Annotated in this window: 13 protein-coding genes; 7 read left to right on the top strand and 6 right to left on the bottom strand. The window is 38.0% G+C overall.

Annotated features, from left to right (window positions below; all coding sequences use genetic code 11):
* From def to AC3WSK_RS01310, 6 genes are all read right to left on the bottom strand, one after another.
* A complete protein-coding gene (def, locus tag AC3WSK_RS01285; RefSeq protein ID WP_079560409.1) occupies positions 1-495 on the bottom strand; it encodes a peptide deformylase in 495 nt (164 codons plus the stop codon).
* Positions 496-839: 344 nt separating this feature from the next.
* Positions 840-3254, bottom strand: a complete 2415-nt coding sequence (gene priA, locus AC3WSK_RS01290) for a primosomal protein N' (protein WP_492411509.1) — start codon at positions 3252-3254, stop codon at positions 840-842.
* Positions 3251-4261, bottom strand: a complete 1011-nt coding sequence (gene coaBC, locus AC3WSK_RS01295; protein WP_492411511.1) for a bifunctional phosphopantothenoylcysteine decarboxylase/phosphopantothenate--cysteine ligase CoaBC — start codon at positions 4259-4261, stop codon at positions 3251-3253. Before coaBC ends, priA begins: the two co-directional genes overlap by 4 nt.
* Before the next feature lie 124 nt (positions 4262-4385).
* On the bottom strand, positions 4386-4613 hold the full coding sequence (gene rpoZ / locus AC3WSK_RS01300) for a DNA-directed RNA polymerase subunit omega (RefSeq protein ID WP_053483349.1): 228 nt from the start codon (positions 4611-4613) through the stop codon (positions 4386-4388).
* Between the two features lie 4 nt (positions 4614-4617).
* Positions 4618-5235, bottom strand: coding sequence for a guanylate kinase (gene gmk / locus AC3WSK_RS01305; protein WP_079560406.1), 618 nt, complete (start codon positions 5233-5235; stop codon positions 4618-4620).
* A 43-nt stretch (positions 5236-5278) separates the two neighbouring features.
* Entirely contained in the window at positions 5279-6154 is an 876-nt protein-coding gene (locus AC3WSK_RS01310) for a YicC/YloC family endoribonuclease (RefSeq protein WP_079560405.1), read from the bottom strand.
* Between the two features lie 805 nt (positions 6155-6959).
* Here AC3WSK_RS01310 and AC3WSK_RS01315 point away from each other — a divergent pair.
* The 7 genes from AC3WSK_RS01315 (at position 6960) to AC3WSK_RS01345 (ending at position 17252) form a co-directional block, all read left to right on the top strand.
* Positions 6960-8657 (top strand): Rqc2 family fibronectin-binding protein, encoded by a 1698-nt coding sequence (locus AC3WSK_RS01315; RefSeq protein WP_079560404.1) that lies wholly within the window; start codon positions 6960-6962, stop codon positions 8655-8657.
* A 248-nt stretch (positions 8658-8905) separates the two neighbouring features.
* Positions 8906-10591, top strand: a complete 1686-nt coding sequence (locus AC3WSK_RS01320; protein WP_079560403.1) for a methyl-accepting chemotaxis protein — start codon at positions 8906-8908, stop codon at positions 10589-10591.
* A gap of 1046 nt (positions 10592-11637) precedes the next feature.
* Positions 11638-13290: a peptide ABC transporter substrate-binding protein gene (locus AC3WSK_RS01325; RefSeq protein WP_079560402.1), complete on the top strand. Its 1653-nt coding sequence runs from the start codon at positions 11638-11640 to the stop codon at positions 13288-13290.
* A gap of 123 nt (positions 13291-13413) precedes the next feature.
* Positions 13414-14343, top strand: coding sequence for an ABC transporter permease (locus tag AC3WSK_RS01330; RefSeq protein WP_079560401.1), 930 nt, complete (start codon positions 13414-13416; stop codon positions 14341-14343).
* Entirely contained in the window at positions 14343-15263 is a 921-nt protein-coding gene (locus AC3WSK_RS01335; RefSeq protein ID WP_079560400.1) for an ABC transporter permease, read from the top strand. Before AC3WSK_RS01330 ends, AC3WSK_RS01335 begins: the two co-directional genes overlap by 1 nt.
* Before the next feature lie 14 nt (positions 15264-15277).
* Positions 15278-16333 (top strand): ABC transporter ATP-binding protein, encoded by a 1056-nt coding sequence (locus tag AC3WSK_RS01340; RefSeq protein ID WP_079560399.1) that lies wholly within the window; start codon positions 15278-15280, stop codon positions 16331-16333.
* Positions 16326-17252: an ABC transporter ATP-binding protein gene (locus tag AC3WSK_RS01345; protein ID WP_079560398.1), complete on the top strand. Its 927-nt coding sequence runs from the start codon at positions 16326-16328 to the stop codon at positions 17250-17252. Before AC3WSK_RS01340 ends, AC3WSK_RS01345 begins: the two co-directional genes overlap by 8 nt.
* The last annotated feature ends 135 nt before the right edge of the window (positions 17253-17387 follow it).

Raw genomic sequence — 17387 nt, forward strand, 5'->3', positions numbered from 1 at the left:
TTATTCCTCCTCTTCAGCGTACATTGCTTCAAGCTCTTCTTCAGTTAAAATGCGTTTAATTTTCGAATCAAATAGCACGCCATCTAAATGGTCGATTTCATGTAAAATTGCTCGTGCATCAAAGCCTCCTGCTTCTAACTCATATACACGCCCTTCACGATCACATGCTTCAATCTTCACATAATCAGGTCGTTCAACTTCACCGTATAATCCCGGGAAGCTTAAGCAGCCTTCAATATCTACTTCAGCTCCATCCGTTTCAATAACAGTTGGATTAATCATTTCTAAAACATCTCGTTCTTCGCCAAGCTCGACAATTGCAACACGTAATCCTACATTTATTTGAGGTGCTGCAATACCAACGCCATCGTATTCAACCATTGTGTCATATAAATCATCTAGTAATGTAATAATTTCTTCATTAATTTCTGTTACTTCCGCGCATGGTGTTGATAATACCTTTGCTGGATGTTCTACAACTTTTTTAATTGCCATGTTATGTTCCTCATTTCTATATTTAAGGCTTATTCTTTATCTAATTGTAACGCTACATCATAATGTGGGGTTGATTTCCGTTCCGGCTAGGCGCTTTGTTGCTGCCGCTTCGCTTCGTTGCAGGGTCTCGGGCCGACAGATGTTTTTTGCGCGAAAGCGTAGTGCTAACGTAGCGGCGGCAGCAGGATGTTGGTCACGGAGGCGTTATCACAGGATGTGATGCTCTTAGCCTCCGTTCCTCTATCGCTAATCCCCGAGGAGTCGCCCAGCCTCCACTCAACTTATCCCCATGACATACGTTTCAACAAAAAGCTATGCTCAAATTTAGGCGATTTTGAATCATTTTATATAGTTGACGGATCTAAATCTACCGTCATTAAAATACCCTGTTTTATCCATTCCGAGCGATACATGGCAAGAAGCCGTTGTAATACTGGAATGAGATTTGGTTCAATTTTATATTTTATCAAACATTGATAACGATATCTATTTTGGAGACGGCTGATGCTAGCAGTCGTTGGACCTATAATGGCAACTCGGTCTGATAAATTTCCCTTTAGCCAATCTGCCGCACGTCCAGCATACTCTGCAGCCATCATGACATCTTCATGAGATATTTGAACAAGCGCTACATAATAATACGGTGGATAGCTAGAGCGACGACGTAAAAACATTTCACGTTCGTAAAACTGTTCGTAATCTTGAATTTTTGCCAACTCAATTGCATAATGCTCTGGTGTATACGATTGAATAATAACCTCACCATGCTTATCATGACGTCCCGCTCTACCACTAACCTGCGTTAATAGCTGGAATGTACGCTCTGCTGCACGGTAATCGGGCAGATGCAGAGATGTATCAGCACTAAGTACACCAACAAGCGTAATATTAGGAAAATCAAGACCTTTAGCAATCATTTGCGTACCTAATAAAATATCTGCCTGTCCTTCCCCAAACGCCTGCAAAATTTCTTCATGTGCACCTTTTTGCTTGGTTGTATCAACATCCATTCGGAGAACCCTTGCCTCAGGAAATAGCTTATAAATTTCTTCCTCGACTTTTTGCGTTCCCGTTCCAAAATAACGTATATGCTCACTCTGGCATTGTGGACATATTTGAGGAACACGCTCGTCATAACCGCAATAATGACATTTTAATTTCTCTGTTGTCCGATGATATGTTAACGAGATGTCACAGTTCGGACATTGTACAACCGTTCCACAATCACGACAAAGCACAAAAGAAGAATAGCCACGACGATTTAAAAACATGACCATCTGTTCATTTTTCTCTAGTCTTACACGTATTGCATCAACAAGTTGCTCGGAAAACATGGAACGATTTCCATTTTGAAGCTCCTCTCGCATATCCGCAATAAAAACTGTCGGTAATGCTTGATGCAAAGCACGTTGTTTTAATGATAGCAATCCATACACGCCCTTCTTTGCTCTCGCAAATGATTCCAGTCCAGGCGTTGCACTGCCTAAAATAACAGGACATTTGTAAAATTCACTTCGCCATATTGCCACATCTCTAGCGTGATAACGTGGGGAATCTTCTTGCTTGTATGTTGTTTCATGCTCTTCATCTAAAATGATAAGACCTATATTTGTAAAAGGTGCAAAAATTGCCGAACGAGCTCCAACAACAACGCTTACCTTACCTTGTTGAATTTTACGCCATTCATCATACTTTTCACCGACAGATAAGCCACTATGCATGACAGCTACCATCTCACCAAAACGACTACGAAAACGCTCTGTCATTTGAGGTGTTAATGATATTTCAGGTACTAGCATAATGGCTTCCTTACCTTCATCTAACACCTTTTGAATTGCTTGCAAATAAATCTCCGTTTTACCACTCCCGGTAACGCCGTGTAGTAAAAAAGTTTTCGCAGTTTGTTCTTCCATCGATCCAGTAATAGCCTTTAATGCTATGTGCTGCTCTTCCGTCAATTGTAAAGATTGAGTACGAGAAACCTCCTTCGTAAAGGGATCTCGATACACCTCTTCTTGTATAAAGTGGGCGGCTCCTTTTTCGATAACTGACTGTAATACCGTGGAAGATGCACCTGTTTCCTCGTAGATTTTTTGCGGCAAAAGAACCTCTCCAAGGTGTTTGCCCATCCATTCAATCAACTGGCGCTGTTTGGCTGCTCTCGTTGCACCTTCCATAGCCTTGTCGATATCTTGCTGAAGATCGGAAATTTTGACCATACGCACTTCTTTTACATTTCCTTGCTGCTTCACAACATTTTCAATTTTTACGATTTTATCAGTTATAAGCTGCTTTAATAAAGGAAGTAATTCAGCACGTTCGAATTCTTTGAAATTAACCTGTTGTCGCTTGCCAAAAATAGCATTAACCTCATCTGGTAAAACATCTTTTTCCGCTTGTAGCGTGATGATTTTTTCATACTTCGCCCGAAGCGCTGACGGAAGCATAACCTGTAAGGCATCAATTTCATAGCAAATCGTTTCGTTTTTCAGCCATTTAGCCATTAACAGCATTTCTTCGGTCAATACAGGCTCAATATCTAAAATTTGTGCAATAGACTTTATTTTGTTAGATGGTACATCTGTTTCATTTTTTAATCCGACTACAAAGCCGAGAACATTTCTTGGCCCAAACGGTACTTTTACACGACAGCCCATCTCTATAACATGTGCCCATTCTGTAGGAACTTCATAGTCAAACGGACGATCTACATGGTAAGTCGAAACATCCACTATAACTTCTGCAATCAAAAAACTCATTGCCTCTCACCCTGTAATATATATGTCCAAAATGCTTGGGCAAATTGCTTGGCATCTGTCGCATCCCACATTTGACCATTTACTTCTGCCGTGTCACTAAAATCAATCCACTTGTCTGACATAATTGTTACCATCGGTTCACCTATAACCTTTTGTCCAAAAGTTATTGCGGTCATTCCTTCTACGGATAATATCGGTGCCTCTTCAGTTGTAGGCGTATTTGCTGCATGGATAAAAAATGCGGATGGATATTGTTTTTTATACTCCTCAAGCTGTTCAAAAAGCTTATACACGCTTGTTGCTTTCTCATCTAGTAGGATTACATTTGCTCCAAGTGCTAGTGCCTCTTTAGCTATCGCCTGTCCAATTCTACTATTCGACTGTGTGCTAATAACATGACGCTCATCTAATGGTACATAAAACGCTCCAGCTGTGACCACTACTGTTTTACTAGCTAACGGCTTTGCTTTCTCTGAAAAAAAATCTTGAACGATTGCTGTTATTTTTTCAGGTTCTTCTAAACGACCTTTACCAACATAGCCACATGCCAAAAATCCTTCTGAAGGCTCAATAAATTGATAGCCATCAGATTGTAGCTGAGCCAAATTCCGTTTTACCGCTGGATGGTCATACATATGTACATTCATCGCAGGTGCAAGCCATACAGGAGCAGTTGCTGCAAGCAAGGTCGTCGTTACCATATCGTCCGCAATTCCATTTGCCAGCTTCCCTATAACATTTGCAGTAGCTGGTGCAACTAAAATTAAATCTGCCCAATCTGCCAAATCAATATGGGCAATAACACTTGAATCCTTTTCATCAAAAGTATCGAAAAAAACATCATTTTTGGACATAACTTGAAAGCTCAATGGATTTACAAATTGTCTTGCTGATGCTGTCATGATGACCTTTACATTTGCCCCAGCCTGAGATAGCTTGCTAACTAGAGCGACAGCCTTATAAACCGCTATACCACCTGAAACACAAAGTAAAATATTTTTATTCATGCACAATCGTCCTTTCAAATGATAAGCTCCCAAAGGAAAATTCCTCGGGAGCTCTCGGCATTCTGTATAATCAAAAATCCACTGCAGACGTTAACATTTTCGCAAAAGCTTATTTACATTAATGTTAGATTTCGTCTTCGTACACAGTTGACTCATCCTGTGATACCTTCGTAAGTACACCTGCCGCTACTTCTTCAAGTGCTTTCCCTACGTACTTATGAGAAACATACTTGTGTAAACGTTCAGTGTCTTGTTCCTCTTGCATTTGACGAGCACGTTTAGATGCTAAACTCACTAACGAGTATTTTGAATCGATTTCTTTTTTTAATGTATCTACTGATGGGTATAACATAGATTTATTCTCCTCTCAACATTGACAAATATCTTTTTTCAACACGTTCTCTACGACAATGCTCGGCTTTAATAATCGCATTTATACGATCACAAGCATTTGTCACTTCATCATTTTCAACTACGTAATCATAAAGGCTCATCATCTCAAGCTCTTCACTTGCAGTTGCTATACGTTTTGCAATAACCTCTGCTGTTTCCGTCCCACGACCAACTAAACGGTCCTTTAATTCCGTTAAGCTTGGTGGGGCTAAGAAAATAAATAAGGCATCTGGTGCCTTTTGGCGGATTTGTGCAGCACCTTGCACTTCGATTTCCAAAAACACATCACGCCCTGCATCCAGTGTTTCATTTACGTAGGCTAACGGTGTTCCGTAATAATTCCCTACAAATTCAGCATGCTCCAATAAGCCACCCTGTTCAATCAACGTTTCAAATTCTTCACGCTTCTTGAAAAAATAGTCTACACCATCTACTTCACCTTCGCGAGGATTTCGTGTTGTCATCGAGATGGAATACTCATAATTCGTATTCGGCTGAGAAAATAATTCTTTTCGCACTGTCCCTTTACCTACACCAGATGGGCCAGACAGAACAATTAATAATCCACGTTCTTTTATCATTTATTCTCTATATCTCCCTTAATTTATAACAGATACATGCAAGCTATTCGATATTTTGAACTTGCTCGCGCATCTTTTCTAAAATTGTTTTCGCCTGAACTACCGCAATGGCCGCCTCTGTTGATTGATTTTTTGACCCAATCGTATTGATCTCGCGGTGTATTTCCTGCATTAAAAAGTCTAATTTACGGCCAACCGAAATCGTTTCTTGTAATGTTTCTTCTAGTTGATTAAAGTGACTATCTAATCGGTCCAATTCTTCGGTGATGTCCACACGTTCTGCAAATATCGCTACTTCGGCAAGTAGGCGATCTTCTAACAATGCTCCGTTCGCCACTTCAGTAACTCGTTCCAATAATCGGGTACGATATTTTTCTACAGCTAGGGAAGCACAAGAACGAATCTGGTTCACTTGTTCTTTTAACTGTTCTTTATATTGTACAACAACATCATGCAATTCTTGCCCTTCACGCTCACGCATTTGAATGAGCTGTTCCAGTGCTTGCATAATAGCCTTTTCAACAACACAAAGTAAATCCTCAGGTGTAAGCTGTGGCTTTTCCTGTACAAGCGCTTGTTCAAGCGATAGTAGCTCTTGCATCGTCCATTTTTCTTCTAGTGGTACTTTATTTGCTAATTGCTCTTTTGCCTTACGATACGCTTCAATTAATGACCAATTAATTTCAATAGATTGCTCGACGTTATCTAAGTCCTTAACATAAACCATCACATCAATTTTGCCACGTGACAAAGCTTTCGAAATTAATTTCTTTGCGAAAATTTCTGCTTCAAGCCATTCTTTCGGGAATTTCGCATTAATTTCTAAAAATCGATGGTTGACCGAGCGCATTTCTACTGTTAATTGAAAGTCTCTTGTTGTTGTGACACCTCTGCCAAAACCAGTCATACTACGCACCAAGGTTCGTCACACCCTTCTTTGCATACTGGGATTATTATAACATAAGCTCTGTCATTTATGACGTAAAAAAATAGATCAATTTCGCCTTGGCGCAATTGTTGCTGTCGCTTCGCTTTCGCACAGATAAACAATGCGTCCGTATTTTGAATTGTGCCCAGGCCTGCACGACGCAGGTCAGTTAGCCGTTTTCGCAGGATGCGAAGGTTTTAGGCTAACATCCTTTATTCATTCCTTTCAATATCCGTGACATCCGCCGGAGGCTCTATCTTCATTCAGCAAGTGTTTTTTTGTAGCGAAAGCGAAGCGCCAGCTACAGGTGTTTGGACTTTCACTGAAAAGGAACCACATCCGCATTCATCTCACCGCCTTCAGAGGTGAGAATTTTCTGCTGAATGAAGATAGAGCAAAAGCTAATTCTACCACAATTGAAGCTATATTTTAATATTCACCTAAAAAATGCTATGATAAACATAAGAAAAAACTCATTAGCAAAGCTTAGAATGGCATTTGTTAAAATGTATGCCATGTCTAGAAGTTGATTAAAGTGAAGAACAGGCGACTCCTCAGGGATCGGCGATAGAGGAACGCGAGTGAAGCGGCTCATCGGACGCCCCCAGGAAGCTCTGCTCTGCGCGAAAGCGTAGCGGCAAGCTGGAACGGAAATCAACCACACAACATGGTAGAAAAGCCTGCTACTCTATAGCAGTGACTACTACACGAAATTTAGAGTGCAAAGCTAATACACCATTAAAATAATAAATACGAAAGACCAAGGATGCTTATATCGTTGGAAAGAGGAATTCACATGGCATTTGACGGCTTATTTACTTATTCAATGACAGCCGACCTACAACAATTAGTAACAGGTCGAATTACTAAAATACATCAACCAAACGCTCAAGAGGTTGTTCTACATATTCGTGCAAACGGAAGCAATCATAAATTACTTTTTTCGATTCATTCTTCATACGCACGTGTTCACCTTACTGAGCATTCTATTGAAAATCCAGCAGAACCCCCAATGTTTTGTATGCTGTTGAGAAAGCATATAGAGGGTGGTTTTATTTCTTCTATTAAACAGCACGATTTTGATCGTATTATAATAGTAGAAATCGAAAGTAAAAATGAAATTGGCGACCCGATTGTAAGGGAGTTACATGCTGAAATTATGGGCCGTCACAGTAACCTATTATTAATAGATAAAGAGCAGGGAAAAATAGTCGACAGCTTAAAGCATTTACCACCATCCGTAAATAGCTTCCGTACAGTATTACCTGGTCAACCTTATATCGCACCACCCGCACAAAATAAATGGCACCCTTTAGCAGTATCCGACGAACAAATTACACTATTTTTCTCAGAACCAAAAACGGCTAAGGAAATTGTTTCACAATTTACAGGTTTCTCACCTATACATGCTGAGGAATTATTATTCAGATTTACAGACACAGATGATCGTGTAATTTGCTTTAAAAATTTTATAGCTTCCTTTACTAATGGTGAGGCAAAGCCAATGTATGTAGTCGCTAATAATAAAACTTACTTCTCCCCAATCGCTCTAACTCATTTACAAGGAGATGTAACGATTTATCCGAATGTCCATGAGCTACTTGACCGCGTATTCTTTGCTCGAGCTGAGCGTGATCGTGTCAAACAGCAGGCTGGTGATTTGGAACGATGGTTGCAAAATGAAATTGACAAACTTATATTAAAAACTAAAAAGTTAAATAAAGACTACGAACGCGCATCAAAGTTAGATCAGTTCCAATTATATGGGGAGTTACTGATGGCGAATGTTTACGCGTTTGAAAAAGGTGTAAAGGAAGTAACTGTCACTAACTATTATAGCGAATCTGGAGATGAAGAAATCACCATTCCAGTGAGTGAACGTAAAACACCTATTGAAAATGCTCAAAGCTATTACACTAAATACACAAAAGCAAAAAATGCCCTTATTATGGTACAAGAACAGTTAGAAAAAACGAAGGAAGAAATAGCTTATTTTGAAATGCTTGCTCAGCAAGTACAACAAGCTGCTCCTGGAGATATTGAAGAAATTCGCGAAGAATTAGCAGAACAAGGTTACTTGAAATTACGTCATGCAAGAAAAAAGAAAAAACAAACGAAACCAGAGCCTGAACGTTATGTCTCTTCTACAGGTGTAGCGATTTCTGTTGGGAAAAATAACAAACAAAATGACATGCTTACATTTAAAATTGCTAAGCGTACAGATACCTGGTTGCATACGAAGGATATTCCTGGCTCACATGTTGTCATCCATACAAGTGAACCTGACGAAACAACATTACGAGAAGCCGCAACGCTTGCTGCCTATTTTTCAAAAGCAAGAGACTCTTCCTCTGTTCCAGTAGATTACACAGAAATACGTCAAGTAAAAAAACCAAATGGTGCTAAACCTGGTTTTGTTATTTACTTTGAACAAAAAACTTTATACATCGATCCAGATGAAGCTGTCATTTTACAATTAAAAAAACAGTCTTAATAGTTGGAATACGATACGAATTGTATCGTATTCCTTTTTAATGGCGATGACCACGTAATCTGGACTATACATCTATTAATTCCCCTTTTAACTTGATTGACTTTATAGCTATTGTTTCCTATTGTAATAACGCTAAAAAAACTCGTGAATAATCCGAACTGTTTATTCCGAGCGTTATTGACTTCCTCCTCTCTTAATGGCTAAATTTAAATAAACTATAAATGGTATTTTAGAAAGGGCGTATTTCTATGTCTGTAGGTAAAAAATTAAGCTTTGGATTTATCACCATCATCCTGACCTTAATTATTTCATTAGTAATTATGTTTATTCAATTCTCAAATATTGATAAGAAGGTAGAAAATGCGCTAGAAAATCGTGTAGCTCTAGTAGAATTAGCTAATAATATTCAAACTGCTCGAGCAATGCAAGGTCTTTACATTCGGGCAATACTCATCGAAGACTCAGCAGCTAATAAAGATAACTTTACAAAGTATGCTAAAATGCTAGATTCGTATGTAATTGAGACGATGGAAAAATCTGATTCATCCGAAATGGAGACTTATGCAAAAGATTTAAATACATATAATGAAGCTTTTAACAAAGCCGCTGAAGAAGCACTAGCACTTTATGATGCCAAAAAATTAAAAGAAGCAATACAAAAAGTTAATGGAGATGTCCAACAAGCAAATACAGGTTTGTTAGCAGTATCAGAGAAAATTGTAAGTTATCAAAAAAATCAACTTGATATTGTCACGAAAGAATCTAAAGAAGCAGTATCAAATTCACAAATAATCTCAATCATTGCTATCATCATTGGTGTAATACTTGGAATATCCTTAATGTTTTATGTACAGCGTACAATTTCACGACCTTTAAAATCCGTCGTTCTTGCTGCCAATAATATTGCGAATGGTGAATTATATCATCAAGATATTTCCCATCAATCTAAAGATGAAATTGGACAGCTATCTACAGCATTTAACGTAATGAAAAGTAGCCTACGAGGTTTATTAACACATATTCAAGGTAATGCGGAACATTTATCAGCTTCTGCGGAAGAACTATCCGCTTCTATCGAAGAGATTTCTGCTTCTGCTGATGAAATTACTGTACGAATTAACGGGACGGCAAATACGGCATCTACTGCTACAATTGCTGCCAATGAGAGTGCACATGCTATGGATGAAACAGCCGTAGGTGTACAGCGAATAGCAGAGGCTACTCAACAACTCCACCAAAACGCAGTGACAACAACTGAATTGGCGAATAACGGTAATAGTACAGTTGATGAGGCTCAACAACAAATGAACGTGATTTATGATTCTACACAAACGATTAACAATCTCGTTCAAAAATTAAGTAAGCAATCAGAAGAAATAGGCAATATTACTACAGTCATTACAGCCATTACAGATCAAACGAATTTATTAGCGTTAAACGCTGCAATCGAAGCGGCACGTGCAGGTGAACATGGCAAAGGCTTCGCTGTCGTAGCTGACGAAGTTCGCAAGCTAGCAGAAGAATCAAAGCAATCAGCCAATCAAATTGTTACCTTAACACAAGAAATCCAGGAAGATACCCAAAATGTAGAAAAAGCTGTCGAAGATGGGCTACAATCTGTTACAGATGGTGTAAAAATCATTGGGGATGCTGGCAACTCTTTTGAAGCAATCGTAAAAGCGATCAATATGATGACAAATCAAATAGAAGACATTTCAGCTACTTCTGAAGAAATCTCTGCAAGCGCTGAGCAAGTAGCAGCTTCTGTTTCAGAAATTGCTCATGGTGCTTCTTCTAGTGCTGCTAATACACAGATCATAGCCGAAGCTAGTGAAGAACAAGCAGCAACAATGCAACAAATAAATCACGTTGCTACAGATTTAAGTGAAAAATCCTCAGACTTACAAACCCAAATTAATCAGTTTAAGCTTTAAAAATTCAAGCAGAGAGTTCTTTATTCTCTGCTTGTTTTTGTCCCTAGTTCGCATTTCTGATCAAAAGCGTGAGTGTAACGAGAGGACAACAGTAGAGACTAATATCGTTTAGCACTTAGGTAACCCCCTACTTACTTAAGAAATCGTCCACCTATAACTGTTGATTCTAATTACTTCACTGTTTATTTTTAGGAAAATCTCCATTTAGCAATTAAAATATGGTAGAATTAACCACGTATATAGACGAAGTAATTTTCTACGCATTAAGTTCTACTTACGTAATTTTTAGTAACTATATGTAGAAGCTTTCCTCCTAAGCAAGACAAATGGACTTCTCCATAAAACAACAGCATAAAAGTAATGATAATTATGTATTTTTTTCATTTAGTATGAACTCAACCCTACACACATATAATTGATTCCATGCAACGTTTTATTTATACAACATTGAATATACAAGTAATGTGTAAATTATTTCAAAAAAACATATTTGCATTAACCAACGTACATTTATTCTTTAAGAGCGGCACATTTTGTCATATATATACTCTTCTTCTTCTTTGTTCTCTCTTATACCGGATATTCTTAAAAAAATACAAAACAAGTTTCTTATATATCATTAATAGATAAAAATATTCATCTTTCGAGATTATAATTTGCAAAAAAACACCTTCCCAAGAATCAAAATTACTCGATTTTGCGATAATTTTCTACAAATCCACACAAACCACTCATAGCACACCCCTGTGACTTTTGACTCATTTTTACTATAACAATATTATTATCTAAACAATACGAATATTCGGTATAGTAAGTAATTTCTATATTTTTATTTTATTTTTGATATTCAGAACGAATTAATATCAAATTTTTGTTATGAAAGCGCTTTTATTCTTTAGTGTGATGAATAGAAAAAATTTATTATCTTCTTAAATGTCAGATAATACTATATAAATTTGAATCTTTTTTATTTTGTACACAATGATTTTTTGGTATATTAAATAAGAGCTTCACAAAAGGCTTAAAATTATATAAGGGGGATTCACATGATTAAAAACAAAAAGTTTTTATTATTAACTGTCCTTGCAGTATTCTCACTGGTATTAGCTGCATGTGGCTTCGGCGGTGGTGATTCGTCTGATAATTCTTCATCTTCAGACGGCAAAAAAGATTCTGGTTCAAAAGCTAAAGAAATTAACTTAGCAATCACTTCAGAACCACCATCTTTACACCCACAACTTGCAACAGATACTACATCTAGCGCAATCTTAATTAACGTTCTTGAAGGTCTGACTGTTTCAGACATTGAGGGTAAACCTACTCCAGGTATGGCTGAGAAATGGACTATAAGTGAAGATAAAAAGACTTATACGTTCAATTTACGTGATGCAAAATGGTCAAATGGTGATCCAGTTGTAGCAGGTGACTTCGAATATTCTTGGAAATGGGCGCTAAATCCAGAAAATCTTTCTGAGTATGCTTCTATTTTCTACCCAATTAAAGGGGCTCAAGCATACAACGAAGGAAAAGGTTCTATTGATGCTGTTGGTATCAAAGCTGAAGATGACAAAACTTTAGTCGTTACTTTAGAAAATCCAACTCCGTATTTCTTAGAATTAACAGGATTCAAAACTTATTTACCAGTTAACCAAAAAGTGACTGAAGCTAATAAAGAATGGTACACAGACGCAGGTGAAAACTTCGTAACAAATGGACCTTATAAATTAAGCGATTGGAAACATAATGAATCTATCGTTCTTGCAAAAAATGCAGATTATTGGGATGCATCAAATGTTGATGTTGATACTGTAAATATTGATATGGTTGAAAAAGAAGCAACTGTTGCTACTAAGTATAAAGGTGGCGAGCTTGACTATATCGGTGCACCATTCCAAACAGTAGATCTTAATGCAATTGATGGGTTCAAAAAAGATAAATCTTTAAGAATCAAAGACCAAGCATCTATTTATTGGTACAAATTCAATACAAAAGACAAAGTTATGTCTAACGCAAATATCCGTAAAGCTCTTACTCTAGCAATCGATCGTCAAAAACTTATTGATAACGTAACTAAAGGTGAGCAAAAACCGGCTACAGGTATGGTTCCTATAGCAGTTCCTAATTTTGAAGATGACCGTGGTTACATGAAAGATAACGATGTTGAAGGAGCAAAAGCTGCTCTTGAAGCTGGTATGAAAGAACTTGGCATTAAAGATGCTAAAGATATTCAAGTAAATATTTCATTCAACACTTCTGAAGCGCATGCTGCAATCGCTCAATATATTCAAGAAGAATGGAAAACAAAACTTGGTATTACTTCTCAGTTAGATAATTCAGAATGGCAAGTTTATCTAGAAAAAATCAACACTGGTGACTACCAAGTAGCTCGTATGGGTTGGGTAGCTGACTATCTAGACGCATATACATTCCTTGAAATGTTCGATACGGCTAAAAACGGTAATAACGATACAGGTTGGGAAAGCGCTGAATACAAAGGCTTCTTAGATAAAGCTATTGCTGAAGTAGATGAAGCTAAACGTATTGACTACTTAAAACAAGCAGAAGCAGTCATTATGAAGGAACTTCCAGTTGCACCTATTTACTACTACACTAACTTGTCAGTAGTTAAAGATGGTATCGAAAACTTAGATCCAAATCCAACTGGTGATATTCATCTTAAATATGTAAAGATGAAATAATAATTTCTTTTTAAGCTCTAAGCGGAGAGCTGCCTCGTGGCCACTTCGGCGCGAGTCAGCTCTTTTTAAAATACGAAGGCACTTATTTGTCAGATAATTGACAAGTAGAAGGAGGAGTTTTATGTGATTAAATATATTTTGAAAAGGCTGATGTATATACTTCTCGCGCTTTTCGTCATCGTAACGGCTACGTTTTTCCTTTTGCGTCTTGCTCCTGGTAACCCATTTGCATCTGAACGTAATTTCCCTCCTCAAATAGAGGAAAAGTTAAACGAAACGTATGGATTAAATAACCCTTGGTATATTCAGTACAAAGATTATTTAATCGATGCGGCCACTTTTGATTTCGGTGAATCTATGAAATATAAAGCGCGTTCTACTAATGATATGATTGCAGAAGGCTTCCCGGTATCTTTAACTTTAGGGATTGAAGCTATGCTGCTAGCTATTGGATTTGGTGTATTAATCGGTGTAGTGGCAGCGCTTTATCATAATAAGTTCCCAGATTATTTGGCAACGACCTTTGCGGTGCTCGGAATTTCCGTTCCATCTTTCATTTTAGCTGGACTCATGCAGTATTTCCTTGCATACAAACTCCAGTTATTCCCGATTAGTGGATGGAAAGGCTTTAGTTATAGTATATTGCCAGCCTTAGCTATTGCATTTTCGCATATGGGCTTTATCGCTAAACTGACACGTTCAAGTATGCTTGAACAAAACAATAGCGATTATGTAAAAATGGCTCGTGCAAAAGGTTTAGGCAAATGGACAGTCGTCTTCCGCCATACTTTACGGAACGCCCTTTTACCAGTTGTTACCCATTTAGGTCCATTAACAGCCGGTGTTGTTACAGGAAGCTTCATTGTAGAGCAAATTTTTGCGGTTCCTGGTTTAGGTAAGCACTTTGTACAAAGTATTACGAACCGTGACTATACAGTTGTTATGGGGACAACCGTGTTCTACGCAATCATTCTTTTATTTGCGGTATTCATCGTAGATATTTTATATAGTGTAATCGATCCGCGAATTAAGCTGAAAGGAGCGAAAAAGTAATGACACAACAACAAATCGAAAAAGATAAGTTTAAAATCGTTGGCGGAAATCATGAAGCAACTGATAAATTAGCTGATAAATCTGTCTCCTTTTGGAAGGAAGTATTTCTTCGTTTTTCCCATAATAAAATGGCGATTTTTGGCTTAATCGCTTTAATAGGTATTGTTTTAATGGCTACCTTTGTGCCAATGTTTTCACAATACCACTATAGTGAGCAATTAGGTTCGTATAATGCTCCACCATCGGCAGAGTTTTGGTTTGGTACAGATGATTTAGGTCGAGACATTTTCGTTCGAGTATGGGCTGGCGCTCGTATTTCTTTACTCATCGGTTTTGCTGCTGCCATTATTGATTTGATTATTGGCGTATTATGGGGAAGTATTTCTGGTTTAGCAGGCGGTCGTGTTGATAATATAATGATGCGTATTGCAGATGTTCTAACAGCTATACCTTATCTTTTAGTTGTTATTGTACTTTTAGTAGTATTAAAACCAGGTATTGTACCAATGATTATCGCATTATCTATTACAGGTTGGATTCAAATGGCTCGTATTGTTCGCGGTGAAGTTTTAGCTATTAAGAACCAAGAATACGTACTTGCTGCACGTACTTTAGGTGCACGCACAGGGCATTTAATTTTAAAACATTTAGTGCCAAATGCACTTGGTGTAATTTTAGTAACAATGACATTAACAGTACCATCCGCTATTTTTACAGAGTCATTCCTTAGTTATTTAGGGCTTGGAGTTCCTGCTCCACTTGCATCTTGGGGAACAATGGCTTCTGAAGGTAATGGTGCAATTGCAAATGCTCCTTGGCGTTTAATATTCCCTGCATTGTTCATTTCACTAACAATCTTTGCGTTTAACGCAGTTGGTGACGGCTTACGTGATGCATTAGATCCAAAACTACGTAAATAAGGAGGTGGCCGAAAATGAGTAAAACAATTTTAGAAGTAAAAGACTTAAAAATAAACTTTAAAACGTACGCAGGACTTGTTCATGCTGTTCGTGGTGTAAACTTTGACTTAAAAGAAGGTGAAACACTAGCTATCGTTGGTGAATCCGGTTCTGGTAAGAGTGTTACGAGTAACGCATTGATGAAACTAATTCCACAGCCACCTGGTATTTATGAGTCAGGACAAATTTTATTTAACGGTCGTGATTTGGTTCCTTTAAGTGATAAAGAAATGTCAAAAGTACGCGGAAATGAAATTGCAATGATTTTCCAAGATCCAATGACAAGCTTAAACCCGACGATGAAGGTCGGACGTCAAATAACTGAAGTTATTTTACAACATAAAAAAGTATCAAGAGCTGAGGCTAAAAAACGTGCAATCGAACTTTTAACGCAGGTAGGTATCCCCTTCCCTGAAAAACGTTATAACCAATACCCGCATGAATTTTCAGGCGGTATGCGTCAACGTGTTGTTATTGCCATCGCACTTGCAGCTGATCCAAAGCTTCTAATTGCCGATGAACCAACAACAGCGTTAGACGTTACAATTCAAGCGCAAATTTTAGAGCTAATGAAAGAAATCCAAAAAAATTCGAAAACATCTATCATTTTCATTACTCACGATTTAGGCGTCGTTGCAAACATTGCCGACCGAGTTGCAGTTATGTATGCAGGTCAAATCGTCGAATATGGTACTGTTAATGATATTTTCTATAATCCTAAGCATCCATATACATGGGGGCTGCTTGGTTCAATGCCAGACTTAGATAACGATACTGATGAGCTACTACGCACGATTCCTGGTTCACCACCAGATCTTACTAACCCTCCAAAGGGCGATGCGTTTGCCGCTCGTAACGAATTTGCAATGGCTATTGACTATGAGCAAGAACCACCGATGTTCCAAGTAAGTGAAACACACTTTGCAAAAACTTGGTTGATGCATCCTGACGCACCAAAAATCCCGCTTCCTGATGCGGTTGCTAAACGTATTGAAGGATATTTAGCAAAGGAGGCACATTCAGATGACTAAATCAGGCACAAAAAAAATTCTTGAAATTAAAAATTTAAAGCAGCATTTTGGTTCAGCAGGTAACCCTATTAAAGCTGTCGATGGTATTAGCTTCGATGTATACGAAGGTGAGACACTTGGTCTTGTTGGAGAATCCGGCTGTGGTAAATCGACAACTGGTCGTTCCATTATCCGCCTGTACGACATTACAGATGGTGAAATTATTTTCGATGGTGAAAGCGTCCAAGGGAAAAAATCTAAAAATGATTTAAAGAAATTTAATCGTGAAATGCAAATGATTTTCCAAGATCCATACGCTTCATTAAATCCGCGTATGACAGCTGGAGAAATTATTAGTGAAGGCTTTACGATTCACGGTCTCTACAAAGATAAAAAAGAGCGTCGTGAAAAAGTTAATCAGCTGTTAGAGGCTGTTGGCTTAAACAAAGAGCACGCAAACCGTTATGCACACGAATTCTCTGGCGGCCAACGTCAACGTATTGGAATTGCTCGTGCGCTTAGCTTAGATCCTAAGTTTATTATCGCCGATGAACCGATATCAGCACTTGACGTATCGATCCAAGCACAAGTTGTTAACTTATTAAAGCAACTACAAAAAGAACGTGGCCTAACATATCTTTTCATTGCCCATGACTTATCGATGGTTAAGTATATCAGCGACCGTATCGCTGTTATGTACCGTGGTAAAATTATGGAAATCGGTAAAGCAGATGATATTTACAATCACCCTGTTCATCCGTATACAAAATCATTATTATCAGCAATTCCACTTCCTGATCCATTGTCAGAAAAACGCCGTCAACGTATTCCGTACAAGCATACGGAAGTTGATGATAGCGCATCTTACCACGAAGTAGGCGAGCAGCATTACGTTTATGGTACTGCCGATCTTGTGAAAACTTGGATTGCTAGTCGATAATAACCTTAACTCCTATCAACAGTAAGCACACTGTGATGGGAGTTTTTTTATCGCCTCGATACCTTAAAACTTTGTTCTTACTAGTGTGTTATAAAGCCTTTAGCGCATTGTAAATATACACATACTTTTAAATCT

The sequence above is a fragment of the Lysinibacillus sp. EB271-A1-10B genome (assembly GCF_058791335.1).